The sequence below is a fragment of the uncultured Cetobacterium sp. genome (genome assembly GCF_945952365.1).
Lineage (GTDB): Bacteria > Fusobacteriota > Fusobacteriia > Fusobacteriales > Fusobacteriaceae > Cetobacterium_A.
On the sequence record NZ_CAMFHX010000018.1, the window covers coordinates 24,285 to 49,144 of the forward strand.

Consider the following 24,860-nt stretch of genomic DNA (forward strand, 5'->3'; position numbering starts at 1 on the left):
TTTTATATATGTAATATTTTTCTTATAATATCCGATCTTAGAATAATTCCAAGATACCTTCCATTTTCAATAACATATATTCTAGTAACTCCACGATTCATAAATAGATATGAAACCTCCATTAAAGAAGCTTCTTTATCCACAGTCACAACTCCATCTTGTCTATAAAGTTCTGCTATCGTAGTTGTTTTCTCATTTATTAGGTAGTTCTCAAAAGGCTCTCCAACAGTCATAAAGTTTAAGTCATTTAAAATTGTTGTATACTTTGGCATTCCAAAGGCGATTAACTCTCTTTCAGTTATCTCTCCTAAGAACTTATTATTTTTATCCACAACAGGAATTCCACTTACCTTTTCCATAATTATTCTCTTTGCTATATCTTCAAGTGTGTTGCCAACACTTGCTGGTGCAGGTAGGTTTGTCATTAAATCTTCAGCTGTTATGTTGTGATCTATCTCTATATTTGCAGCTTGTAAAGTTTTCATTGTTATAATAGGATCTTTTCCTGCTATTATTTTATCTAAAACATCTCTATTTTTCATAGCTAACTTAGAGATTCCTGACATTATTTTCAATATTTTTTTACTTTTTAATACATCAGCAAGCACAAGAATAACGATTTTTAAATCCTCTTCTTTATTATCTAAAGTTTTTACTTTAATAGGCTTTTCTGGGAAACCAATTGCCACTAATATATCATCGTAGTGCTCTAACCTCGCGTGTGGGATAGCTACTCCATAACCTAAGTATGTTGATGCTTCTTCCTCTCTCTTTAAAACAGCCTTTTTCATAATCTCTTTTTCTAGTTTTAAAACCTTATTGTTTTCAACTAATTGATTCAACATATTCTCTACCAACTCGTTTATATTACTCCCTTTAATGTTTGGAATAATTACCTTTTCCGATAGATAGCTAGACAGCTTCATGTGAACACCTCCGTTATTTTTACACTACTTTGTTTTTTGTTCATTTTTAGTATAGCACATTTTTCCAAAAAGTAAAGCCCAGTTGAACCAAGAGTCAAATAAAAATATTAGAAAAAGGTTATAACTACTATAACCTTTTTCTAAAAAATATTATAATTTCTTTTCAAATTCATCTTTTGTTATTGGTTTACTAAAAATATATCCCTGCCCTATTCTTACATTTGAATTATGTAAAAATAGAAGTTGCTCTTCAGTTTCTATTCCTTCTGCTACTATAACCACATTTAAATCTTTTACAAGACCTATAAGTGCACTATAGATATTTGAAGCTACCAAATTATCTTTTGTTCCAATCGCATCTAATATACCCTTATCAAATTTCACAACTTCTAAAGGTAGCAGCGGTAGCAAACTCACTGTTGAATGCCCTGCTGTAAAATCATCCATAGCTAAAGATAATCCCAATCTTTTTAACTCATCTATCTTTAAAAGAGTAGTTTTTAAATTTTTAGAAAAAATAGACTCTGTTATCTCTACCTCTAACCATTTCCCTGGAACATCATTTTTTTCCAAAAGTTCTTTTATATTTTGAACTACATCATCTTTCTCTAAACTTTTCATTGAAAGATTGAAAGAAAGCTTGAAATTATCATCAACTAAGTTATTCTCTTTTAGATACTTAACATACTTTATTGTTTCATCAGCTATTTTATAATCTACTAAATGAATCAAATTTATATTCTCAGCTATAGGAATAAACTCAGCTGGAGAGATGAATCCTAAATTGTCACTTACCCATCTAGCTAAACTTTCTCCACCAATAATTTTTTTAGTTTTTATATCAAATTTTGGCTGATAAACTGCATAAAGTCCCGCTAAATTTTTGGTTCTTAAAAGTGATTTTATCGAATACTCTCTTTTCTTTCTTTTTAAAATCTCCTCTGTAGCCTCTAAATAGTAAGTTCCATTTTTCTTTTTAGCTTCTTCCATAGCCATATAAGCATATTTAAAAGCCTCTTCTAACTCCTCTAGAGTATCCTTTTTGTAGTAACCTATACTCAAATCAAGCTGATAAGCTAGCTTTAAAGCTTTCAATTCATCTTTTAATAAATTTAATCTTTCGATTATAAACTCCTCTTGGATAAAGAGATCAAACTCATCTCCTGAAAGTCTAAATATATCTTGATTTGGAAATATCTTTTTTAAACATCCAGCAACAGATTTTAAAAGATAATCTCCTGAAGCCTGACCATATTTATCATTTATCTCTTTAAAGTTATCAATATCCATTGTTATTGCATAACCTTTCAGATTTTTTTTCTTTGAAATAAAGTTTAAAAACTCTGTTCTATTTGGTAATCCTGTTGTTAAATCCTTTTTCAACTCTCTTGTTACCTTATAATTTGAAAGAATCTTATAAATAGAAGCCATTCCCAATAAACTTGAAACTCCTAATAAAATATATAAAATTTTATTTGTAACTTGGAACTTTTGATACTCATTAAAAGCTTCTTGCTTTTTTATTATATCAGCTTCCTCTTCTACTTTTTTCAAACTAAGTCCATTTTTAATTCCTTTATTTATAATATCTCTTAAAATAGCATCCTCTTTATGAAGAGCTAAAGATATTGGAATTCTAATAAATTCATCCACTCTAAATTTACTGGTATCCATTTTATTTATATCAAATTGTAAAGCTGTATTAATCTCGTGTCGATTTAAAGCTTTTTCCAACTGGTCATAATCACCATATAATTTTATATCCTCATCCATATAAAACTCTCTCACAAAACTTTCCTCAACTGATCCTTTAACAACTCCAACTTTCGTGTTATGAGTATAAAAACTAGATATTTTATATAGTATTGGAGTGTATATAGGTTTTGTAAAAATCAGTTCATCGTTCCAATCTTTATTCTCAGCAAGAGGAACAATTCTTATTTTTCTAGATAAAAAATCGGTATATACATGATCCCAGTTATTATTCCTATCATTGACTACTTTAAACTTAATTCCAGTTCTCGATGATAAACTGTTTACAAAAAATGGGATTACACCAACAACCCTATTTAAATTTTTAGAGTAATAACTCAATGTATAATTCGGGTCTAAAGCTATCGACACCTGTGGTAAAATTTGTAAATATTTTTTTTCATCTTCACTCAAAGAGTTTAAAAATTTATTTTTATACGTTATATGATTTCTTTTTTCTAAAAATCTATTTATTTCTCCCTGATACTTTTCTAAAAGTGCATTATTTATAATCTCTGTTAAATCTGCTAAATCTTTTCTCAATGCTATTGATGTATCGGGTAAATATCCTACCTTTAGTCCATTTTCCCATCCAACAAGATTATATTTAGATGTTAAAAATATCTCATCCTTCATTTCATAACTATCTTTTACTTCTACTATTTTTGCATCTATATCATTATATCTTAAAAACTTCTCTAAATATACTTTATAAATTGAATTCTCAGTTACATATATCTCTTTTCCATTTAAAGATTCAATTCTATTTGAATCTACTTTCCCTTCAACTGAAGAGGATATATATATCAAATCATCATAAATTGGTAAGCTAAAAGACGTATTTCTCTTTCTTTCTTCACTTTGTGACATCATTCCAATAATATCAATTTTTCGCATCATAAAGTGTTAAGATTTCATTCCAATCAGCTTTTACAATCTCTATATTCAGATTAAGATAACTCTTTAGCATCTCCTCTATTAAAATATTCAATGATTCCCCATCAACTATAGAGCTTTCAAACTCTGATGACTTCAATCCCAAAACCAACCGACGTCCTTTATAACTCTCTAATATCTTCTCTTCCTTTGTATTTTTAGGTATATACGTAGCTGAAAATATAACTTGAGTTAATAAAAGAAAACAAAATACAAAAACCTTTCGCATCCATCCTCCCGTTTCTTTTTAATGAACTATATTATATCAAATTTTATAGAACCGGTCAAATTATTACCACTGTTTTTGTATAATTACTTCGTTTTTAGGCTACCAGCTTCCGCCTCCGCCTCCACCAGCTCCGCCTCCAGAAGAACCGCCACCCATAGATGACCCTCCCCCTCCAAAGTTAGTCGGTGCTTTCGGTGATGAAAGCATACTATCATTCAATGCTCCCATGGAGTTATTTATGCCTCTCATGAACGAAGCCATCATAAAGGCGTTACCTATATTACTTCCTCCATACCACTGCGGTGGTGGAATCTGAAGGTCTTTAAACTTATCAGCCCAAACCTGACTCACACCTAAAACTATTGTATAAGGAAGTACATTATAGAAATATCCTGGGTTTTCGTGTATTAACATCTCTAACTTTCTCTTTTCAGCAGTTTCTAAAAATCTTTTAAACCCTTCTACACGCCCAAGAATCTCTCGACCATAATCAGTTCGACTTTTTATCTTTCCACTGATACCTATTGTTATCAAAATCGATACAAACGCTAAAATTATAGTTAATCCTAACTCTACTAGGTTCTGAATTTTAAAATAGTTTAAATATACAATAGTAGCAAAAATCACCACAAATATTAAAGCTCTTACGCTGTTTCCTATTCTTAAAGATTTTGAATCATAAAGAGTTTTCTTACTCATAATTAAATCTATCTCTAAAACTTCTGCAGCTTTTTCTATATGTTTATAAAATCTATTTTTCAAGCTAGATATCCTTACTTTTCCATCACTATTTTTAAAGCTCATCAAAGCTCTAAACATATAGTTTTCAAACTCTTTTGAAATATCATTGCTAGATTTTAAAAACTCTATCTCAAAATCATCTTTTGAGAAAAGTCCACTACCTTTTATCTCGTTCAATTTCAGATATCCCTTATCAGCCCAATAGAAAATTAAACTTGTCATATCTTTACTATGAATAACTCCATCTATATAATAGCCTACCTCTGTTGGTGTTAGATTATCTGGTGGATAAAACTCTACAGTTTGAATAACCTGCTTTTCATCTCTAAACTTTTTCCAAACTACAAAAGCTATTGTTGGAACAGCTATATAGATTATATACAGTAAAGTTTTCAAAATGTAAAACATAGTTTTCTCTGCACTAAAATCAAAATACCCTTCAGGAAGCGACAGAGCTATCGTTACACTCTCTTTAGGTCCTAAAGGTTCTAATGTATATCCAGAAATTGTATTGCCTGAAACACTCCATTTCACACCTTTATTGTTCCTACTACCACGTACTCCTGAAGTAAAATTAATTTTGCTAGCATTAAACTCTTTTGGAAGAGTTATGTTAAACTCCAACTTTTTTATAGCTGTATCCCAATCATTTCCAATTAAGTTGTAATAGACCTCATCAAAATTTGATTCTCTATCCCATCCTAAGTTCTGGTTAAACTTTATAAGATAATTTTTTGCTCCAGTTACATAAAGATTTGGGTTTCCCATTCTCAAATAGATATAATCACCCTCATCTTTAGCATGAGTCTGAACATTCGTTTTTATATCATTAACTTTTATCTCACGTCCATTAAACACCTCAGGAATGACTCTGTATATACCTCTTCTTGGCTCTTTAAAATCTACATTTATATCTTCTTCTATTTTATATATATTTTTCTCATCTATAGTTATATCCACTCGATAGTTATCTATAACATACCCAGAATCTGCAAACAGATTACTTGTTAAAGTAACTAGAAGTAGAAATAAGCTAAAACTGTACCTTAACATTTTGTCTTTCCTCTTCTTCAACTTTAAAGAACGGATACTTTTTAAATCCAAAGTTGTTTGCAACTATTAAGCTAGGGAAAGTCTCACACATAGTATTGTAAACTCTTACACTTCCATTGTAATATTTTCTAGCCTGTAAAATGTCCTCTTCTATTTTAACTAGCTCATCTTGAAGCTTCATAAAGTTTTGATTGGCTTTTAACTCTGGATAAGCCTCTGTTATAGAGAACAATCTTCCTAGTGCACCTGTTATCATATTTTCATTCTCTATCTTTTCCTCTGTTGTTGTAGCACTCATATATCTGTTTCTAGCAGCTATTATTCTCTCTAGTGCTCCGCCTTCATAATCTTTATAACCTTTTACTGTCTCAACTAAATTTGGAATCAAATCATATCTTTTCTTTAAATAAGCATCAATTGTTGAAAATGCCTCTTCCACAAAGTTTCTCTCTTTTACAAGCTTATTGTAAATCCCTACTCCATAAGCTACTAATAATGCTAACAACACTAAAACAACTATTAAAATCATATAAATTCCTCCTATAAATCTTGATTACTTCTTTGTCTATTATACAATATATTGGCTAAAAATCCTCAAAAAAAGAGATGAAAGATTCTACCTTCACCTCTATTAAATATATATAAATTTTATTTATTTTTCTAACTGCTTTTTTACATAATTTGGCAGTGCAAAAGCTGCCCTTTGAATATCTGTGTTGTAGTAGTTTGTTTCTAATCCTAAAGTGTTCCATGCACTCTCATTACAATCTAAAGTTGGATCATACTTTTTAGAAGCAAATCCAAATAACCAATGCCCCGAAGCGTAAGTCGGTTGATGGAACTGATATACCTTTGCAATTGGGAAGATATTTTTTATCTTCTCATGAGCTTTTTTCATCTCGTTTGCATATCTCTCATAATAAGGTGACTCATGTTGATTTACTAAAATCCCATCCTCTTTTAAGACTCTGAAACAGTTCTTATAGAACTCAGTTGTAAACAGTCCCTCTCCAACAGATATTGGGTCTGTTGAATCAACTAGAATAAGGTCGTAAGCTTCACTTTCACACTCTTCAACAAACTTTAATCCATCGTCGAAAATCAAAGTAACTCTTTCATCCTCTAACTTATCTGAAGTGAACGGCAGATACTTTTGAGACAATCTTACAACTCTCTCATCTATCTCAACCATATCGATTTTTTCAATAGAGTTATATCTTGTAAGCTCTCTTACAGTTCCTCCATCCCCTCCACCGATAACTAAAACTTTTTTTATATTAAGGTTTGTACACATAGGTACATGAGTTATCATCTCATGATATATAAACTCATCTTTCTCTGTTATCATAACCATTCCATCTAATGTGAAAAATCTTCCATACTCATCCGATGTAAAGAAATCTATCTTTTGAAAAGGTGTCTCCTCTGAATATAGATGCTCTTTAACTTTTATAGAAAACTTTGTGTTCTCTGACCATTTTTCTGTAAACCATAAATCTAGCATATTTTACTCCTCCTCTGGTTTGAAGGTAATCTTTCCTAACTCTTTACTAGAATAGTTTCTAATTTTTTCAACCATTCCTCTAGGTACCTCTATCGATTCACTTCTATCTGACTTAAATACATCCTCTAAGAATTTAAAGGCTGTCCATGGATTTATTTTATCTCCACAAGTAAACACATCTACAGCTGCATATCCATATTCTGGCCATGTGTGTATAGCAAGGTGTGATTCAGATATAATTACAGCTCCCGATACTCCGTATGGATTAAAGTGATGAAATACCGATTCTACTATCGTAGCATTAGCTATTCTAGCTGCCTCATTCATATGTTTATCAACAAGAACAGGATCCTTTAGTATCTCCTCATCACAGTTGTAAAATTCAATTAAAATGTGTCTTCCAAGTGTTTCTAATTTCAATTTTTTCCTCCCCAATTCAGTTTCTTAACAAATTTTTTACATTATTTTAACAAAAAATTAAATTAAATTCTTAAAATATTAAACTTTTGTTTAAAAAAATATATTTAAAGTTTAATATTTTTAACTTTTACAATATGATATTAAATTTTAATGTTTTTGTCAATTGCTTTTTTTTAAAAAAGAGAATATACTGTAATTATCGATAATTTAAGGAGAGATTTGAATGGAAATCGGAAAAAAAATAAAAAGACTGAGACAAGAGAAATATCTTACTCAAGATGAGTTAGCTAGTCGTTGCGAGCTTTCAAAGGGCTTTATATCTCAGGTAGAAAGAGATTTAACATCTCCATCTATTGCAAATCTAGGAGATATTCTTGAGGGTCTTGGAACAAATTTAAAAGATTTCTTTAGTGATGATGGCGAAGAGAAAATCGTCTTTGATGAGGATGATGCATTTGAAGTTATTGACTCAAAGTTAAAGTATAAAGTTGAATGGATTATTCCAAATGCTCAAAAAAATCAGATGGAACCTATTCTTCTAACTATAGAAGAGGGTGGAAGATACAAAGAGGAGATAGCTCACGATGGTCAAGAGTTTGGATATATTCTAGAGGGAGAGATCAATATCCACTTAGGAGACAAAATTTTTAAAGCTAAAAAAGGAGAATCTTTTTACTATAGTTCTGGAAAAAATCACTATCTTTCTAATTGTGGAAAGGGTATTGCTAAAGTTTTATGGGTTTCAAATCCCCCATCATTCTAAAAGGTATAGGTCATTCTATACCTTTTTTATTTATTTAATATGAACTTTTTTACCCATTTTTCTTCATTTTTTATGAAATTCTTCATATTTTCCTGTTGCATTTTATATGCTACTATGTAACGGTGCTAGTATTACTAAAAAAGGGGGGAATACTATGAATTCTACAAATGTAAATATTTTAAAACTTTTATCGCAAGGAGATTTTTCATCAGACTCACTTGCTCTTTATGTAAATGTTGAAAAGAACTCTATTCAAAAGAATATAATTCAAATAAATGAGTTCTTAAAAGACAACTCTTTTAACACTATTCAAGTGGAAAAGGGGAAATTCTCTTTAAATTTAACTAGAAAACAATGGGAAAATATATTTTCTCAGAAAGATTTTATCACATCTAATGAAATTTCAGATTATCTTTTTATAAAGTTTATACACAATCGATTTATCAACTTAGAAGTAGAAAAAGAAATTCTAAATCTTTCTAGAAGCTCTATTGTCAGATACTTTAAAGAGATAAAAATAATCTTAGATAATACAGATACAACTTATACATATCAAAGTGGAAAAGGGATCAGAGTGACATTTATCTCTGATGAATGTAAATATATATTTTGTAAAAAACTTGTCAAATTTTTTATCAATGGGGATTTTACTTTAAAAAAAGATTCTCTTTTAACAACAGTTTTAGCAGAGTATGATTTTATGAAACTTTTTGAAAAGTTATACCTAGTTTTAAAAAAGGGAGGTGTCTCGAGCACAAACTTTATTATCTCTTTTTTATCAACTCTATTTGTTTTAAATAAAACTCTTGGAGGATTTGACTTAAAAGTTTCTACTCTAAATTATAATGATTATAATGATTTGAGATCGTTTATAAGCAAAACTATGAACGACTATGATGAAGATTACCAAAATCAGCTTTTCACCTTCGTTGTAAATATTAAAAATAACCTTTCATTTTTTGAAAAAAATATTGGCAATAAAGGGAATTTGCTTGTATCAAAAATCAAAAAACGATTAAATATCACTAATTTAAACTCTAATTTAGAAACAATTCTTTTAAGAAAAATATGCATATCTTTCTTTAAATATGAGAATCAAATATTAAAAGTTAAAAATATACCTATTGGAGAATCTGATGAAAAGCTATTATCTCTTTTAGATAATATTTTGAAAGAGTTAGACTTTAAACTTTTCTTTCACGATAAAATCTCAATTGTAAGTATTTTAAAGAAAATTATGATTGAACATAATAAAGATATGGTAAAAGATGTTCTTCTGCTCTTCAATGAAGTTACAATATCTGACGACTATTACTTAAAAAATAATTTAAAAGTTAAAGCTCCTGATATAAATTTCCACATTGAACCTGGATTTCTTTATAAATTGAATACAACCATATATAACCGTAAATATAATCTAATTTTAAGTGATGAAAGTTATATCTATCAAAATGTAAAACTTTTAAACTCATATAATTATTTAAATATCTTAAACCTTGTTGATAATCATATTTTAGAAGAGGTTTTAAAGAGTCTTAACTTATAGTTAAGACTTTTTTTGATTTGATACTTTTTTCGTGGTATAATATTCCCCGATGAAATAATAATTTTAAGGAGCGATTCAATATGAAAATAAATATCAATACAACGCATATAAGAATCTGTAAATTATTAGGATATACCACATATAAAACAACAGATTTTATAGCCGAATTTTTAAAAATGAACAAGCAAAATGTTAATCTTTATATAAAACAAATTTACTCATTTATAAACTCAGAAGACTCGAAGCTCTCGATACAAAGTATGATTGATTGTATCAATAAAGATAAAAATATTTTGTCTCTATTAAAAAAAGAGCAATGTTTTACAAAAGAAAATCGAGTTCTTTATTTGATATTGATTCTTTTAAGAGATAGATATGCTAATCTAAATAACTTAGCTAATCTACTTCAAATCTCTAGAAGGGTTATTGGATGTGACTTAATTTTAGTTAAAGAAGCTTTAGCTATATATAATGTTGAAGTTAATAGTTCAAATGCAAAAGGAATATCTGTATCAGGAAGTGAGAAAAATTTAAAATTAGCTAGTTTATCATACCTTTATAAACTATTTGTTGAGTTTGATGATCTTCCTAGTCTAATCACAAAAGATTATCTAGAGTTCTTTGATAATAAATTTCACCAAAAATTAAACACTGATATCGATACCTTTATAATAGAATATAGTTTTGATCATTTCTCTCAAAACAAAGATCTTCTAAAGGCATTTTTTATAATATATGGAAATTTAGCTGATTCTGAAAAACCTACAATAGATTCTTTAAGTTTTGAAGAGTTTAAAGTTCATTTCGGAGAAATTATTGCTACATCTAAATTAAAATCGTGCTATAACTTTTTAAAAATATCCTTTATTGGTAAGATACTCTTAAAGAATTTAAATATATTTTTAGATACTTTAAAGTTTTGTGATGGAATTTTATATCCCGAGCATGAATTTCTCTCAAAAGAGGTAAATAAAATTAAAGCTATGGTTTTTAAAAATCTTTCTCTTACAATAACTAAAACAAATTTTTTAGAAAAATTTGTCAATAAAGTACGTTTAGCTCATCAGAAAAGTATTCTTTTAAAAGTTTGTGATTTAGAGTTCCTTCAGTTTAATCTGCCTGAAAAAGATAGATTGAATTGTGTTCAACTTTTCTTTACTCTAAGAAAAATCTATCAAAATATACAGTTTTCAAATGTTATCTTTTTATATATCTGGAGTTTTCATGAAGAGAGTTTAAGCAGTGTCAAAAATACCCTTGTGGTCTTTGATCGTATTCCTACATTTCTTTTTCCTATTATAAAAAATAGATTGCTTTTAAAAGAAAATATGAATATTCTTGATTTTATAAAGCCTTATGAGTTAGAAACTCATCTTTCAAACTCAGATATTAATTGTGTTATAACTTTTGAAAAGTTATATTCAGATTCTAAATACCCTTTTATAAAAATTTGTAAACTACCAGTATCATAAAAAACTCCTTCATAAGAAAGGAGTTTTTTTATCTTTATAATTTTTTATCTTTATAATTTTATATCTTTATAATTTTAATAAATTTAATTTTATTATATAAATCTTTTCCAATTTTTGTTGGATGAATTTTAAAAATTCTTTTGTCATCAAAAGTTTCAAACTTTTGAATAAGCTTTTCCTCTTCTAACTTTTTTAAACATAAAGAAACCGCTCCTTTTGATAAATGCATTAATTTTGTCAATTGACATAATGTTATCCCTGGAGTTTCATTTATCGTAAATAATATCTCTTCTTGAGTATAATTAATATGATACTTCTTTAATTCATTTTTTATTTCCATCTTTTTACACATAGTAACACCCCTAATATTAAAAGTTTTTCACTCTATAAAACAGATGTATTTTTATGAATAAAAAAAACACCCACATTATGAGTTTTTCATAACTAAGTGCAACTGGCTGCCATTTTAAAGGCCCTTTAGCTTTGCGTCATAGAGTTTCCTCTACTTTGCCTATTTATCTTTCGGTATTATTATAACTCATTTAGCATATTTTTGCAACAATATTTAGCCTTAAATAGAGACAAGGTGGTTTAAATCCACCTTGTCAATTGTATATATTATTAGGATTAGGCAACTTATTTACAAATCTCTTTATAAATATAAAAAATTAATTCTAATATTAGAATTAGTTATTTATATTAATTTATAATAACATATTTGTATTTTTAATTATATAACCCATTTTTTATTTTTCTACTTGCAAATTTGATATGTATTTCGTCTTTTATTCTTCAATAAAAGTACAAAAAAGACGATTCCAAATCGGATCGCCTTTAGTCTTTAAATCTATCTTATTTTATTAATCCCATTAATCTTGGTAATGCTGTTGAAAGCTCTGGAACATAAACTACTAATAGTAACACAAATATTATTACTGCATAGTACTTTATCATCTCTTTCATAACATCTTCCATCTTTAATTTCGCTACCTTTACACCTACGAATAGCGTGTTTCCTACTGGTGGTGTTATATTTCCTATACAAAGGTTAAATACGATTATAATACCAAATTGAACTGGTGTCATTCCGAATGTTTTAACTATTGGAAGGAATATAGGTGTAAATATTAATATTGCTGGAGTTACATCCATAAAAGTTCCTACGAACAGCAGTAAAATATTCATAAGTAGAAGAATTATATATTTATTGTCTGTAATTCCTAAAATCAAGTTAGAGATTGCTTGAGGTACACCTGTGAAGGCCATTACCCACGACATAATTGTAGATACTCCAATTAGGAAAACAATTATTCCTGTCATTTTTGCACTCTCTTCAAATATAGTCACTAACTGCTTTAAATTGATACTTCTATAGAAAAGCATAGAAAGCAATAAACTATATACAACTGCAACTATCGACCCCTCTGTAGGAGTAAATATCCCTTGAATAATTCCACCTATAACAATAACTATTAAAGCTAATGATGGAATTGCATCTACAAACGTCGCTAAAACTACTGCTAGCTTTGTTGATGATTTACCTTTCATTCCTCTTCCTTTAGCTAAGAAGAACGTTAAAATCATACAACCAAGTCCCCATAATACACCTGGAATATATCCAGCCATAAATAGAGCTGCAACCGACGTTCCTCCACTTACTAAAGAGTAAACTATCAGTGAGTTTGAAGGAGGAATTAATAGTCCTGTTGGTGCTGTGGCTATATTTACTGTAGCACCTAATTTAGGGTCATATCCCTCTTCCTCTTCCATAGGTAGCAATATTCCACCCATAGCTGCACATGCTGCAACCGAAGACCCTGATATAGCTCCAAACATCATATTTGCAAGTATATTTGTTTGCATAAGTGATCCTGGAACTCTTCCAGTTAAAGACTGTGCAAACGCAACTAGTTTCTTAGCTATTCCACCTTGATTCATAATGTTTCCAGCTAAGATGAAGAAAGGAATCGCTATCAATGTAAAGTTAGATATTCCAGAAAATATTCTCTGAGCTCCTGTGATAAGTGTATTATCAAAAGCCAGTGATGGTAAAATAGCAAGTATAGATGAGATACCTATACTTATAGCTATTGGGAATCCTAAAATTAGTGTAACTATCAGAACACTAAACATAATTAGAGCTGTTGTTAAAACCATTCTACTTTTCCTCCTTTAAATGTTCTAAGATATCTTTTATATTTAGCAGAGAATACATACAGATGATTACTCCACAAATTGGAAGAACAGCGTATATATATCCCATAGATATTCTTAGAGCTGGAGTTGTTTGAGTCATAGTTAAAGTTGTTATTGAAGACCCTCCTCTTACTAAAACTCCTAATGAGAATAGAAATATTGCAGCTTCACTGAAAACTCCAAGTAACCCTTGAGCTTTGTGAGTTAATCTATCTATAAAGAAAACCATTCTCATATGATCTCTTTTTCCAAAGATGTACGACGCTGCTAGCATTGCCATCCATGCGAAAGAGTACGATATAAGCTCCTCTGAAACTGTACTTGGTGATTTAAAAATATATCTTGATGAGATTTGATAAGTTCCTATCACTGTCATAAACATAAATAGTGCTACACAAGCTCCTAAGATAACTCTATCTAAAACTTTTCTAGTATTACTCATTCTCTTTTCCTCCTATCATAGACTTTCCAATCTCTTGAATCTGATTGTATATAGGTTCTAATTTAGGACTAGCTACTAACACCTCTTGATGAAGTGGTAAAACTCTCTCTTGGAATGCCAACACATCAGGATGGAAGAACTGTACGTTCATCTCCTTTGCTCCTTTGATAGACTTCTCTACATATGCTCCCCAAGCTTCTCTTTGAACTTGAGATATGATTTGGAATCCTTTATCAAAAATCTCTCTCTCCTCTTTTGAAAGAGAACTTAAAAACTTTTCATTTCCTATAACAATATCTGGTACCATTTGGTGCATGTTATAAGAGTAATATTTTGCTACCTCTCCATGCTTATTACTTGTTAATGCTGGTTCATTATTTTCTGCTCCATCAATAACACTTTGCTGAAGGGCTGTATAAACCTCTCCAAACCCCATTGGAGTTGCTGATCCACCAAATAGTTGCATCATTCTAATATTAGAAGCACTTTGTTGAACTCTAATTTTCATACCTTTTAAATCATCAGGTGTAAGAATAGGTTTCTTCACTGTGTAGAAGTTTCTTGTTCCTGCATCTAGCCAAGCTACTGCCTCAAATCCTGATTTCTTTGTAGATTTAAATATAGGTTCTATAATATCTTTATTGTCCATAACAGCATGATAATGCTCTGTACTTGTAAAAAGATATGGTAAGTTAAAGATTTGATATATATTATCAAAACTCTCTAATATTGCATTACTTGCAACTGTAAAATTAATAGCCCCTGTCTGAGTTAACTCAACTGTATTTACCTGTGAACCCAATAGCTCATTTGGAAATATCTGAACGTCATACTTATCACCTAAGTGTTCTTCGATATATTTTTCGAAGGCAAGTAGTCCTGTATTTGTTGGATAATCTGCAGCTTGGTTATGGGAAATTCTTATGATCTCTTTTGCATCTCCTTTATTGCAAGATGTGAAAAGAGCTGCCATAGCAAGTACCATAGTCCCCGTTAAAACCTTTTTCATTACTTTCATCTTTCTAAACTCCCTTTAATTTAAATTACTTTGATTCTAGATACTTGTGTAAAGTGTTTCTAACAGCATCCTCCCCAGATAACATTTCCACAAAGTAATTCTCTATTAATTCTGAAAGACCAACCTCTTCTAAATTTACTCCAAATATTCTTTCATTTGTAAGTACATTCTTCAGTTGTCCAGTATAAGTTTCTGGTTTCCCAAACTCGATTCCACTTAATTCGTTCTTAAGCATCTCTAACATTGGATCGCTACTAATTGATCTTTCTAATCCTTTATCATCTACCCCTAAAAGATATCTAAACCATCCAGCTAAAACTAGCGGAATATATTTTAATGATTTAACATCTAAAGTTTCATCAGCCATATATGACTTTATAGTCTCTCCAAATCTGATAGCTATCTTTTGAGAAGTATCTGTAGCTATTCTTTCTGGTTGATCTGGAATATATGGATTTAAGAATCTTTCATTTATAACCTCATCTATGAAGGCTTTTGGATCAATTATCCCTGGGCTTTCAACAACTGGTAAAGCTTCGTTATAACCAACCTCTTTTATTAATCTATTTAAATCTTCATCACTTGCAGTATCATAGATTGATTTCTTATTTAGAATACATCCAAATATTGCTAGTGTTGTATGCAATGGATTTAAACAAGTTGTAACTTTCATTTTCTCTGTCTTTTCAACAGTTTCTCTATCTGTTAAAAATACTCCTGCTTCTTCTAACTTTGGTCTTCCGTTAGGGAATTTATCCTCAACTATGAAGTACTCAGGAATCTCTGCATTAACAAAAGGAGCTACGAAACTATTTCTATTTGTGATAACTGGTGACATATCTTCAAACCCTAAGTTCTCAAGAGCTACTTTTACCTCTTCAGCTGGTCTTGGAGTTATCTTATCTATCATCGTTACAGGATAAGCAACTTTAGATTCATCTTTTAAGTAAGTTAAGAACTCAGTCTCAACTCCACCGTTAGTGTTCCAAGCTGAAGCTATCTCTAAAACAGCCGCTCTTATCTTGTCCCCATTTCCAGAACAGTTATCCATACTAACTAAACTTATTGGAGCTCCATTAGTTTTGAATCTTGAATAAAGTAATCTTGTAATTAAAGTCATCACATGTTTTGGAGAGTGGTACCCATTTTTGAAATCTTCTAAAATAACACCGAAGTAGTTTCCAGCTGGATCCTTTAAGTTATATCCTTTTTCAGTTATTGTGAAACTTACCATTTGTAATGATGGATTGCTTACAATAGCCTCTAAAGCTGAGAAGTTTTCAGTTGTAGCTTCTATTGACTCTACTATACTTCCTAAAATCTCATTTTTGAAATCTCCATTTTTATTTAACGTCGTTAAGATAGTTAAGTTATCAAATGGTGTATAAGCTTTTTCAATAATCTCAGTATCAAAGCTTTCTGCTACAATAATCCCTGTGTTCTCTAGATTTTTCTCAATTAAAACTTGTGCTACTTTCCCCATGTATGCTCTAAAGATATTTCCAGCACCAAAGTGTAACCACTTTGGCGTTTTTAATGTTGCTTCTTTTACTTTTTCAATATCATATTTTGGTACGATTACCCCTAATGAACCATCTATGTTTTTTATATCCTTTAAGTTTAATTTCATGTCCTATCTCCTTTTGTTAATAAATGTTACTTTAACTTAGAAAGAGTTTCCCAGATTCCAGTGATATAACTTGCTCCAAGAGCTCTGTCATATAATCCGTATCCTGGTTTCCCTGTTTCTCCCCAAATCATTCTTCCGTGATCTGGTCTTAAATATCCTGTAAAGTTATTCTTATGAAGTGCTGCTATAATATCAACGATATCTAACGATCCACATCCTGAGTAGTGAGCTGACTCTTCAAAACTTACACCATCTTCAAGAAGCTTTACGTTTCTTACGTGAATAAAGTGGATTCTTCCCATTGCACTGTACTTATCTACTAATTTCTCCATATTGTTGAAGTTAGCACATCCTAAAGACCCTGTACAAAGAGTTAATCCGTTGTTTTTACTATCTACGATATTTAATAATCTATCGATACTTTCCTCAGAAGTTATGATTCTTGGAAGACCGAAGATTGGCCAAGGTGGATCATCCGGGTGAATACCCATATCTACATCCGCTTCCTCAGCAACTGGAATAATCTCTTTTAAGAAGTACTCTAAATTAGCCCATAACCCCTCTGCTCCAATACTCTTATATCCAGCAAATAGCTCAGCTAACTGCTCTTTTGTGTAACTTGAATCCCATCCTGGTAAAGATAGGTTACTGTTTAATGGATCTAATGCATCAACTTGGTCCTTGTAATAAACAAGAGTTGTTGATCCATCCTCTAACTCTTTATCTAACTGTGATCTAGTCCAGTCAAACACTGGCATGAAGTTGTAGCATATAACTTTAACTCCAGCAGCTCCTAAATTTCTTATGTTTTGCTTGTAGTTTTCGATTAACTCATCTCTTCTTCCGATACCTAATTTGATATCCTCATGAACAGGCACACTCTCTATAACATCAAACTTTAATCCAGCTTTCTCAACTGTTTCCTTTAAAGCTAATATTTTCTCCATTGGCCAAACCTCTCCAACTGGAACGTCGTATATAGCTGTTACGATGCTATCCATTGTAGGGATTTGCTTTATGTATTCCAGTTTAACTGGATCGTTTTCTCCATACCATCTAAATGATAATTTCACTTTTGCCTCCTTAAAATATCTATATATTAATTAAATTTCTAACTTAAAATAGTTCTTTGCATTGATGAAGCATATCTCTTCAATCATAGCTTTTAAAATCTCCTCATCATATGGAACCTCTCCATCCTCTACCCAAGTTCCTACAAGGTTACAAAGTATTCTTCTGAAGTACTCATGTCTTGTATAAGATAGGAAGCTTCTTGAGTCTGTTAACATCCCTACGAATCTTCTTAAAAGTCCAAGTTGAGATAGAGCTGTCATTTGACGAATCATTCCATCCTTTTGATCATTAAACCACCATCCAGATCCAAATTGAATCTTTCCTGGAGTATCACTGTTTTGGAAGTTTCCAATCATCGTTCCAAGAACTTCATTGTCCTTTGGATTTAAACAGTAAAGGATTGTTTTTGGAAGTTCTCCATTTACATCTAAGCTATTTAATAACTTTGATAGTACCTCTCCGTAGTTATTATCCGCTATTGAGTCAAAACCAACGTCTGCTCCTAATCTCTTAAACATTCTTTCGTTGTTGTTTCTAAGAGCACCCATATGTAGTTGCATTCCTAAATCATTTTTGTAGTAGATCTTTCCAAGAGCTAGGAATATCTCTGTTTTATAGATATCTGCTTCCTCTTTAGTCAGCTTTTCATCTGCTAATCTCTTCTTGAAAATCTCTTCAATTTTATTTTCACTATCTCTAGTGAAGAATGGTGCTTCTAAGCTGTGGTCTGTAACTAGACATCCGTTAGCTTTGAAATACTCTACTCTAGTTTCTAGTACTGCTACTAACTTCTCAAAAGTTTCTATCTTCTCTTCTGATACTTTTTCTAAGTTCTTAAGCCAGATTAGGTAATCCTCTTTCTCTAAGTAGATAGCCTTATCAGGTCTAAACGTTGGAAGAACTTTAACTTTGAAGTTCTCATCTTTTAAAATCTCTTGGTGGTACTCTAATGTATCGATTGGATCATCAGTTGTACAAAGAGCTTTTACATTTGATCTTTCAATAAGTTTTTTAGCTCTGAAATCCTCTGTTTTTAAAAGTTCGTTTGCTTTATTCCAGATAACCTCTGCTGTCTTTCTATTTAAAACTTCCTCTATTCCGAAGTATCTTTTTAACTCTAAATGTGACCAGTGGAAAAGTGGATTTCCGTAAGCATACTCCATCGTCTCTGCAAAAGCTAAGAACTTCTCAAAGTCAGTTGCATCTCCTGTTATATACTTTTCATCGATTCCGTTACTTCTCATAGCTCTCCACTTATAGTGGTCTCCGTATAACCAGATTTGAGTTATATTTTCATAGCTTTTATTCTCTGCTATCTCCTTTGGATTAAGGTGACAGTGATAATCGAATATTGGCATTTTTTCTGCATATTCATATAACTTTTTACTAACATCGCTTTTTAATAAAAAGTCTGAGTCCATAAATTTTCTCATAGGAAACTCCTTCAAACATTTTGTATTAGTTGTATGCAAGTATGATAACTAGTTTTTTTTATTTTGTCAACAAAAATTTTCGTTCTATTTTAGAACTTTAGCGTTCGTTTTAAAATAAAAAACACCTGAAAACTCAGATTTTTCAATCGAATTTCAGGTGTCTTTAATTATTTATTTTTTTAAATTTTTATTTATCACAGAAATATTCTGGATATTTCTGCTCATATTTTTTTATCATATCTTTATAGTTTAAAAGATGCTTTTCAACTGAGCTCTCTATTTTCTCTATATTTTTTGATTTTATTAATTCTACTAACTCTATATGCTGATCTAAAGTTGCTTTAATATTTGTTTTTTCTAAAGCATCTAAAAGTCTAAGTCTATCGTAGTGTGTCGAAAGTCTTTTTATAGCTTTCCAGCTATTCTTTTTATTGTAGTGATCGAAAAGAATGTAGTGAAACTCATTATCTAAAGTAAAGAACTCATGTAAATCCTCATTAAAATTTAAAACTATCTTTTGATACTCTATGTTTTTCTCTAACTTACTAATCAATTCATCAACATTATCCTCATTTTCATCTTGGCAAGCCATCTTCAAAATTCTGCTCTCACATGTCTCTCTTACAAATATCGCCTCACCAACTAAGTTCAAATTAATTTTTGATACAAACGAACCTTTTTGTGGAAAAACTTCTAAAAGCTTCTCCTCTATCAATTGAACTATCGCTTCTCTAAGTGGTGTTCTACTTACATTTAAAACCTTACTTAACTCTATCTCTCCTATAGACTCTCCAGGTTTTAAGTTTAAAGTCATTATGTTTTCTCTAAGGACTCTATATATATACTGCCTAGTGTTCTCCTTTGATTTTTTTATAACTCCTTCTAATGCCATTTTTCTTTCTCCCGTTATCTATATATTTTCCTAATATTATAACAGGAATCCGTGATGTATGCTAGTCATATAATAAATTAATTAACCTTGTGAATAATTCCACAGATGAAATAAATTTTTTTGACTTACCGAGATTCTAAAGTTATAATGTTAGAAGAAGTATATTAAGGGGGGATGCTGAATGAATAACACAGCTGCTAATATTTTAAAGATTCTATCTCAAAGTGAGATGTCAATAGAAGATATGCACCTGTATTTAAAAGTAGAAAAGAGTTCAATTTTAAAAACCATTACTCAAATCAATGACTTTTTAGCTTCACTTAACTTACCAACTATAGTAAAGATAGATGACGCTTTTAATCTCGTCTTATCTAAAGATGAGTGGAAAACTTTATTTAAAAACTTCAATGTTTTAACATCCGAAGAAAAAATTGATTATCTTTATATAAAGTTTATTTCACATGGTTTCTTAAATTTAGAGAAAGAAACAGAAATTTTAGATATTTCTAGAAGCACTATCCTTAGATGTTTTCAAAGTGTTAAAGATACATTTGCTAAAAATGGTTCTAAATATGAATATCTACATGGGAAAGGTTTATCTATAACTGAATTGAGTGAACTTGATAAACATCTATTTTATAAAAAAGTTATGAAACTTTTTATTGAAGAGGATATTCTTGTTCCACCACTTAAAGCTCTGTTGAAAAGTATTAAGAAATTCGATACTAAAGTTAGGCTAAGTCAACTATATCCTATATTAAGGTTCTCTAAGATTTCTATAAACTATTTCCTATTATCATTTATATGTTCTTTAGAGGTCTGTACAGACCTATTTGATGGTTTAAATTTTCAAAAGGAAAAGTATCGAGATACATCTGAGTTCAAAAATCTTATGTCTCTTATAAACAAATATGGTAAAGATTTTACACCTAAATATAAAGAGGAGTTAGCATTTTTTCTAAGTGCTTTAAATAGTAATGACAATATTTTAGAGGATAGCCTAAGAGATAAAACACTAAACTTTATGAAAGATTTAAAAGAGCAGTTTGGAATTAAATTCTTAAATCCTGATTTGGAAAAAATGCTCTTTAGCAAGCTTTATCTTTCTTTCTTTAAATTTGAAAATAAAATCTTAAAACTAAAAAGTGTGAAATTTGATAAAACACAAAAAATTATTTTACATAAATTAGAAACTATACTTTCTGATCACTCTTGTGATTTATATCTAATAGATAAGTTTTCTATTATTTTTGTTCTTCGAAGAGCATTGATAGAGGAAAATTTTACAAATATAAAAAATGTACTGCTTCTTTTTAATGAAGTGAGTGCAAGTGACCACAATGTATTCAAAAAAACATTAACAAAATTAGTTCCACATGTAAATTTCGAACTTGAAGCAACTTTTTTCCATAAAAAAAATATTATAACAAAGTATGAGAAGTATGACCTTATTATAAGTGATGAAAAGATTAACTCTGATGTTATAGTTATTGACTTTTACAACAGTTCTAAGGTTCATGACATTATAGAAAAAAGAGCTTTCGAAATCGGAGCCAATAAACTTAACACTATTAATACAACTACAAAATATTTATAAAAAAAAACTCCTTAAAAATCTAAGGAGTTTTTTTATTTAGCTTTTTTAGTCTACAACTTTTTACTTCAGTAACTCTATCTCTTCTATACTTAATCCTGTTATACCTGATATTATTTCAGAGCTCAATCCATTTTGAAGAGCATTTTTAGCTATCTCTAATTTCGCCAGTTTTTCACCCTTTGCTACACCTTTATCCTCAGCTTCTAAAAGAGCATTCATTCTTTCACTCATAGCGTTTTGACGTAATCTATAGTACTCTGCTTCTTTCGGGTCTCTACTCATCAATTTGAATAAAACTGTACACATACTATCACATCCTTTTTTTATATATTATATCATATTCTAAAAATCTCATCAAAAAAATGAGAGTCATTATCTGGCTCTCATTTTTCATACTTCAATCTAGTTTACATTATATTTCTTTTTTAACTCTTCAATCTTCCCATCTTTTATAAGCTCTAATAGAGCTGTATTTATCTTATCGTAATCCTTATCATTTTTAGATAAAGCAATAGCTTTTGGCTCTCCCTCCAAAACACCAACTAAAGATAGTTCCGAGTTATTATTTACATATTCATAAGCCACACTTTCATCTAAAACAATCCCATCTATCTGACCATTTTTTAAGGCCAATAGTGCTGAAGTATTATTTTGATATGGAACTACTGTTGTTCCTGCTATCGATTTTGCTGTCGCTTCTTTTGTTGTTCCTAGTTCTGCTCCATACTTTTTATTTTCCAAATCGTCCATACCCTTAATTGGAGCTACTGTATTTGTTATAATTGCTACATTTGATGTCAAATACGGTGCTGTGAATTGAACCATCTTAGCTCTTTCAGGAGTTATACTCAGCCCAGCTATAACAATATCTATCTTTCCTGTTTGAAGTGCAGATATAAGCCCTCCAAACTCCATGTTTGCCCATTTATACTGATAACCTAACTTTTGAAATATAGCCTCAATTATATCTGGATCCAATCCTGATATTTTTCCATTTTCAAGATATTCAAATGGTGGATATTCTGCATTCGTTCCTATTACAAAAACTCTATCACTCTTTGCAGATTCCTTCTTGCTTCCACAACTAAACATAATAATTCCAATCAATAATAAAAAAATCCCCTTCATAACCTTTTTCATTTTTAAAATTTTCATAACGACCTCCCAAAGAATTTAAAATAGTGGTATAATTCCACCTTGATACTTTTCTAATATGAATGTTCTTACCCTATCACTCCTTAGAACTTTCATTAGAATTGCTATCTCCTCTTTAGTTTCGTCACCTCTTCTAACTGCTACCACATTCCCGTAAGCACTCTCTGTTCCCTCTACGATTAGAGAGTCCTCTTGAGGCGAAAGCCCTGCATCTAAAGCATAGTTGCAATTGATAATAGCTAAATCTACATCATCTAGAGCTCTTGGTAGCTGTGCTGCTCCAAGTGAAACAACCTTCAATTTTTTTGGATTTTCTACAATATCAAACTCTGTAGCCATCAAATCATTTGGATCAGATAACTTAATCACTTCGTTGTTATGAAGTAAAATTAAGGCTCTTCCACCATTTGTAGGATCATTTGGTATAGCTACGGTGTCCCCTGTTTTCAGCTCTTCTATTGATTTGTACTTTTTAGAATATCCCCCTAATGGTGGTACATAGATATCCTCTAAAGGTACTAAATCCAAGTTTTTCTCTTTCACAAAGTTAGCTAAATAGGGTTTGTGTTGAAAAAAATTAGCGTCTAAAGATTTATCAGCCAAGGCTAAATTTGGCATTATGTAATCCGTAAACTCTACAATCTCTATATTCAATCCCTCTTTTGCTAAATCCCCCTTTATTTCATTCAGTATCTCCCCCGCTGGTATTGGAGTAGCTCCAATTTTAAACACATCTTTTCCAAAAGCTAAATTTGAAACTAAACATAACAGTAATAGTGCTCTTTTCACGAAACCGCCCCCTCAACAAATGTTTAGAAAATGATAATCATTTTCTGCAATTTTGTCAATCTTTTTTTCATTTTTATTTTTTAAAAAAATATTTTTTTAATTTTTCTTTTACATATGCTTCGTTTTATGATATAACTATTTAAATTTTAATTTTATTTTTTGGGGAGGTAAGATTCATGATTTTAACAGATGTGTATATGGAAACTTCTATTTGGAAGAGCCTTAGTGAAGAGATTGAAAATTATAAAAATATTTTAATTGTCCATGGTGACAAATCTTTACTCGCGATTAAAGATGATTTTTTCAAAGTTTTAGAAAATAAAAATTTTCACTTTGTTCACTACGGAGATGAGTGTTGTCATGACATTATAGACTCCATCTTAAACAATCTAAAAGAGAACACCTACGATCTTATCATCGGAGTTGGTGGTGGAAAATCCATCGATGCCTCAAAAGTTTTAATGGATAAGTTAAACATCCCACTTTTCACGGTTCCAACTATAGCATCTACTTGTGCTGCGGTTTCATATATCTCTGTTATGTATAATGAAAAACATGTATTCGAAGAGCTATACTTCTTGAAAAGACCCCCACATAAGACATTTATAAATCTTGAAACCATATTAACAGCTCCTAAAAGATATCTTTGGGCTGGTATTGGCGACACTCTTGCTAAGTACTACGAGATGAATATGAAAGCCGAAGGTGAAAGACTTAACTTCAATACAACTATGGGAGAAAAGCTATCTCACCTTTGCAAAGAATCTATGATTAACTACGGTTCCTCAGCTCTTTTAGCCACAGAGGTCACTGAAGATTTTAAAGAGGTAGCAGGAGTTATCTTAGTAACTACAGGGATGGTTTCAAATCTTATCGATTTTAAATATAATGGAGCTTTAGCTCACTCAATCTTTGATTCTCTAACTCAGATTAAAAGAGTTGAAAAAGAGCATCTTCACGGCGAAGTCGTAGCTTTTGGAATTTTAGTTCAACTAGAGCTTGAGAAAAAATTTGAAGAGTTGGAAAAACTAAAAGCTTTCTACGAAAAAATTAAACTTCCAACTAAGTTAAATGAGATAGTTATAAAAGAGGAGTATCTAAAGAAAAAAGATGCTGTTATAGATAAAATTTTAGATTCAGCTGCGTACTCTGATATACCTTTAAATTTCACTAGAGATGAGTTTCTAGCAGTTTTAGAAAAAAATATATAGGGGGCTTTTAACAGTTGAAATAAATCTATAAAATTCAAAAATAAGTTTTGACTTTTATAGATTTTACTATTAAACTAAGTT

At 30.4% G+C, this 24,860-nt stretch carries 23 protein-coding genes and 1 riboswitch; of the genes, 5 read left to right on the top strand and 18 right to left on the bottom strand.

The window, feature by feature from the left end; genetic code table 11:
- Positions 1-2: 2 nt before the first annotated feature.
- From Q0O83_RS07655 to speD, 7 genes are all read right to left on the bottom strand, one after another.
- A complete protein-coding gene (locus Q0O83_RS07655) occupies positions 3-926 on the bottom strand; it encodes a CBS domain-containing protein (RefSeq protein ID WP_294095884.1) in 924 nt (307 codons plus the stop codon).
- A gap of 150 nt (positions 927-1,076) precedes the next feature.
- Positions 1,077-3,578 carry an EAL domain-containing protein gene (locus Q0O83_RS07660; protein ID WP_294095885.1) on the bottom strand — a complete coding sequence of 834 codons (2,502 nt, stop codon included), beginning with the start codon at positions 3,576-3,578 and terminating at the stop codon, positions 1,077-1,079.
- On the bottom strand, positions 3,562-3,843 hold the full coding sequence (locus Q0O83_RS07665; RefSeq protein WP_294095887.1) for a hypothetical protein: 282 nt from the start codon (positions 3,841-3,843) through the stop codon (positions 3,562-3,564). The genes Q0O83_RS07660 and Q0O83_RS07665 overlap by 17 nt, the downstream gene beginning before the upstream one ends.
- A gap of 99 nt (positions 3,844-3,942) precedes the next feature.
- Entirely contained in the window at positions 3,943-5,637 is a 1,695-nt protein-coding gene (locus tag Q0O83_RS07670) for a DUF2207 domain-containing protein (protein ID WP_294095890.1), read from the bottom strand.
- Positions 5,618-6,166, bottom strand: a complete 549-nt coding sequence (locus Q0O83_RS07675; RefSeq protein WP_294095892.1) for a LemA family protein — start codon at positions 6,164-6,166, stop codon at positions 5,618-5,620. The genes Q0O83_RS07670 and Q0O83_RS07675 overlap by 20 nt, the downstream gene beginning before the upstream one ends.
- Before the next feature lie 123 nt (positions 6,167-6,289).
- Positions 6,290-7,141 (bottom strand): polyamine aminopropyltransferase, encoded by an 852-nt coding sequence (gene speE / locus Q0O83_RS07680; protein WP_294095894.1) that lies wholly within the window; start codon positions 7,139-7,141, stop codon positions 6,290-6,292.
- Between the two features lie 3 nt (positions 7,142-7,144).
- Positions 7,145-7,561, bottom strand: a complete 417-nt coding sequence (speD, locus tag Q0O83_RS07685; protein ID WP_294095896.1) for an adenosylmethionine decarboxylase — start codon at positions 7,559-7,561, stop codon at positions 7,145-7,147.
- A gap of 223 nt (positions 7,562-7,784) precedes the next feature.
- Here speD and Q0O83_RS07690 point away from each other — a divergent pair, with 223 nt between their 5' ends.
- The 3 genes from Q0O83_RS07690 (at position 7,785) to Q0O83_RS07700 (ending at position 11,342) form a co-directional block, all read left to right on the top strand.
- The gene (locus Q0O83_RS07690; RefSeq protein WP_294095897.1) at positions 7,785-8,324 is read left to right on the top strand and encodes an XRE family transcriptional regulator; all 540 of its coding nucleotides are present in this window, start codon (positions 7,785-7,787) and stop codon (positions 8,322-8,324) included.
- A 154-nt stretch (positions 8,325-8,478) separates the two neighbouring features.
- Positions 8,479-9,870: a hypothetical protein gene (locus Q0O83_RS07695; RefSeq protein WP_294095900.1), complete on the top strand. Its 1,392-nt coding sequence runs from the start codon at positions 8,479-8,481 to the stop codon at positions 9,868-9,870.
- Between the two features lie 80 nt (positions 9,871-9,950).
- Positions 9,951-11,342, top strand: coding sequence for a hypothetical protein (locus tag Q0O83_RS07700; RefSeq protein WP_294095901.1), 1,392 nt, complete (start codon positions 9,951-9,953; stop codon positions 11,340-11,342).
- Between the two features lie 58 nt (positions 11,343-11,400).
- On the opposite strand, the gene Q0O83_RS07705 is transcribed toward Q0O83_RS07700, so the two are convergent.
- The 8 genes from Q0O83_RS07705 to Q0O83_RS07740 all read right to left on the bottom strand — a co-directional run bounded on the left by Q0O83_RS07705 (position 11,401) and on the right by Q0O83_RS07740 (position 20,027).
- Positions 11,401-11,694, bottom strand: coding sequence for a MarR family transcriptional regulator (locus Q0O83_RS07705; RefSeq protein WP_294095903.1), 294 nt, complete (start codon positions 11,692-11,694; stop codon positions 11,401-11,403).
- Between the two features lie 94 nt (positions 11,695-11,788).
- Positions 11,789-11,864, bottom strand: a riboswitch (cyclic di-GMP riboswitch).
- A 330-nt stretch (positions 11,865-12,194) separates the two neighbouring features.
- Positions 12,195-13,499, bottom strand: coding sequence for a TRAP transporter large permease (locus Q0O83_RS07710; protein ID WP_294095905.1), 1,305 nt, complete (start codon positions 13,497-13,499; stop codon positions 12,195-12,197).
- Position 13,500: 1 nt separating this feature from the next.
- Positions 13,501-13,980, bottom strand: a complete 480-nt coding sequence (locus Q0O83_RS07715; RefSeq protein WP_294095906.1) for a TRAP transporter small permease — start codon at positions 13,978-13,980, stop codon at positions 13,501-13,503.
- Positions 13,973-14,998 carry a TRAP transporter substrate-binding protein gene (locus Q0O83_RS07720; RefSeq protein ID WP_294095907.1) on the bottom strand — a complete coding sequence of 342 codons (1,026 nt, stop codon included), beginning with the start codon at positions 14,996-14,998 and terminating at the stop codon, positions 13,973-13,975. Before Q0O83_RS07720 ends, Q0O83_RS07715 begins: the two co-directional genes overlap by 8 nt.
- A 25-nt stretch (positions 14,999-15,023) precedes the next feature.
- A complete protein-coding gene (locus tag Q0O83_RS07725) occupies positions 15,024-16,628 on the bottom strand; it encodes a mannitol dehydrogenase family protein (protein ID WP_294095909.1) in 1,605 nt (534 codons plus the stop codon).
- A gap of 26 nt (positions 16,629-16,654) precedes the next feature.
- On the bottom strand, positions 16,655-17,701 hold the full coding sequence (uxuA, locus tag Q0O83_RS07730) for a mannonate dehydratase (protein ID WP_294095911.1): 1,047 nt from the start codon (positions 17,699-17,701) through the stop codon (positions 16,655-16,657).
- 30 nt (positions 17,702-17,731) lie between these two features.
- Positions 17,732-19,135: a glucuronate isomerase gene (gene uxaC, locus Q0O83_RS07735; protein WP_294095913.1), complete on the bottom strand. Its 1,404-nt coding sequence runs from the start codon at positions 19,133-19,135 to the stop codon at positions 17,732-17,734.
- Positions 19,136-19,322: 187 nt separating this feature from the next.
- Positions 19,323-20,027 carry a GntR family transcriptional regulator gene (locus Q0O83_RS07740; RefSeq protein ID WP_294095918.1) on the bottom strand — a complete coding sequence of 235 codons (705 nt, stop codon included), beginning with the start codon at positions 20,025-20,027 and terminating at the stop codon, positions 19,323-19,325.
- A 181-nt stretch (positions 20,028-20,208) separates the two neighbouring features.
- Between Q0O83_RS07740 and Q0O83_RS07745 the strand changes: the two genes are divergently transcribed.
- Positions 20,209-21,624 (top strand): hypothetical protein, encoded by a 1,416-nt coding sequence (locus tag Q0O83_RS07745; protein ID WP_294095920.1) that lies wholly within the window; start codon positions 20,209-20,211, stop codon positions 21,622-21,624.
- 60 nt (positions 21,625-21,684) lie between these two features.
- On the opposite strand, the gene Q0O83_RS07750 is transcribed toward Q0O83_RS07745, so the two are convergent.
- The 3 genes from Q0O83_RS07750 to Q0O83_RS07760 all read right to left on the bottom strand — a co-directional run bounded on the left by Q0O83_RS07750 (position 21,685) and on the right by Q0O83_RS07760 (position 23,550).
- On the bottom strand, positions 21,685-21,930 hold the full coding sequence (locus Q0O83_RS07750; protein WP_294095922.1) for a hypothetical protein: 246 nt from the start codon (positions 21,928-21,930) through the stop codon (positions 21,685-21,687).
- Between the two features lie 96 nt (positions 21,931-22,026).
- Positions 22,027-22,779 carry a transporter substrate-binding domain-containing protein gene (locus Q0O83_RS07755; RefSeq protein ID WP_294095925.1) on the bottom strand — a complete coding sequence of 251 codons (753 nt, stop codon included), beginning with the start codon at positions 22,777-22,779 and terminating at the stop codon, positions 22,027-22,029.
- 18 nt (positions 22,780-22,797) lie between these two features.
- A complete protein-coding gene (locus Q0O83_RS07760) occupies positions 22,798-23,550 on the bottom strand; it encodes a MetQ/NlpA family ABC transporter substrate-binding protein (protein ID WP_366515957.1) in 753 nt (250 codons plus the stop codon).
- A gap of 194 nt (positions 23,551-23,744) precedes the next feature.
- Between Q0O83_RS07760 and Q0O83_RS07765 the strand changes: the two genes are divergently transcribed.
- A complete protein-coding gene (locus Q0O83_RS07765; protein WP_294095932.1) occupies positions 23,745-24,779 on the top strand; it encodes an iron-containing alcohol dehydrogenase in 1,035 nt (344 codons plus the stop codon).
- Positions 24,780-24,860: the final 81 nt, after the last annotated feature.

What these genes read in the sequence shown, in the direction of transcription:
- Q0O83_RS07715 (WP_294095906.1), bottom strand. Translation starts at nt 13,980, where the DNA reads ATGAGTAATACTAGAAAAGTTTTAGATAGAGTTATCTTAGGAGCTTGT.
- Q0O83_RS07670 (WP_294095890.1), bottom strand. Translation starts at nt 5,637, where the DNA reads ATGTTAAGGTACAGTTTTAGCTTATTTCTACTTCTAGTTACTTTAACA.
- uxaC (WP_294095913.1), bottom strand. Translation starts at nt 19,135, where the DNA reads ATGAGAAAATTTATGGACTCAGACTTTTTATTAAAAAGCGATGTTAGT.
- Q0O83_RS07710 (WP_294095905.1), bottom strand. Translation starts at nt 13,499, where the DNA reads ATGGTTTTAACAACAGCTCTAATTATGTTTAGTGTTCTGATAGTTACA.
- Q0O83_RS07690 (WP_294095897.1), top strand. Translation starts at nt 7,785, where the DNA reads ATGGAAATCGGAAAAAAAATAAAAAGACTGAGACAAGAGAAATATCTT.
- Q0O83_RS07765 (WP_294095932.1), top strand. Translation starts at nt 23,745, where the DNA reads ATGATTTTAACAGATGTGTATATGGAAACTTCTATTTGGAAGAGCCTT.
- Q0O83_RS07725 (WP_294095909.1), bottom strand. Translation starts at nt 16,628, where the DNA reads ATGAAATTAAACTTAAAGGATATAAAAAACATAGATGGTTCATTAGGG.
- Q0O83_RS07675 (WP_294095892.1), bottom strand. Translation starts at nt 6,166, where the DNA reads ATGATTTTAATAGTTGTTTTAGTGTTGTTAGCATTATTAGTAGCTTAT.
- Q0O83_RS07665 (WP_294095887.1), bottom strand. Translation starts at nt 3,843, where the DNA reads ATGCGAAAGGTTTTTGTATTTTGTTTTCTTTTATTAACTCAAGTTATA.
- Q0O83_RS07750 (WP_294095922.1), bottom strand. Translation starts at nt 21,930, where the DNA reads ATGTGTACAGTTTTATTCAAATTGATGAGTAGAGACCCGAAAGAAGCA.
- Q0O83_RS07660 (WP_294095885.1), bottom strand. Translation starts at nt 3,578, where the DNA reads ATGATGCGAAAAATTGATATTATTGGAATGATGTCACAAAGTGAAGAA.
- Q0O83_RS07740 (WP_294095918.1), bottom strand. Translation starts at nt 20,027, where the DNA reads ATGGCATTAGAAGGAGTTATAAAAAAATCAAAGGAGAACACTAGGCAG.
- Q0O83_RS07655 (WP_294095884.1), bottom strand. Translation starts at nt 926, where the DNA reads ATGAAGCTGTCTAGCTATCTATCGGAAAAGGTAATTATTCCAAACATT.
- Q0O83_RS07755 (WP_294095925.1), bottom strand. Translation starts at nt 22,779, where the DNA reads ATGAAAATTTTAAAAATGAAAAAGGTTATGAAGGGGATTTTTTTATTA.
- speE (WP_294095894.1), bottom strand. Translation starts at nt 7,141, where the DNA reads ATGCTAGATTTATGGTTTACAGAAAAATGGTCAGAGAACACAAAGTTT.
- Q0O83_RS07705 (WP_294095903.1), bottom strand. Translation starts at nt 11,694, where the DNA reads ATGTGTAAAAAGATGGAAATAAAAAATGAATTAAAGAAGTATCATATT.
- Q0O83_RS07745 (WP_294095920.1), top strand. Translation starts at nt 20,209, where the DNA reads ATGAATAACACAGCTGCTAATATTTTAAAGATTCTATCTCAAAGTGAG.
- Q0O83_RS07700 (WP_294095901.1), top strand. Translation starts at nt 9,951, where the DNA reads ATGAAAATAAATATCAATACAACGCATATAAGAATCTGTAAATTATTA.
- Q0O83_RS07720 (WP_294095907.1), bottom strand. Translation starts at nt 14,998, where the DNA reads ATGAAAGTAATGAAAAAGGTTTTAACGGGGACTATGGTACTTGCTATG.
- Q0O83_RS07695 (WP_294095900.1), top strand. Translation starts at nt 8,479, where the DNA reads ATGAATTCTACAAATGTAAATATTTTAAAACTTTTATCGCAAGGAGAT.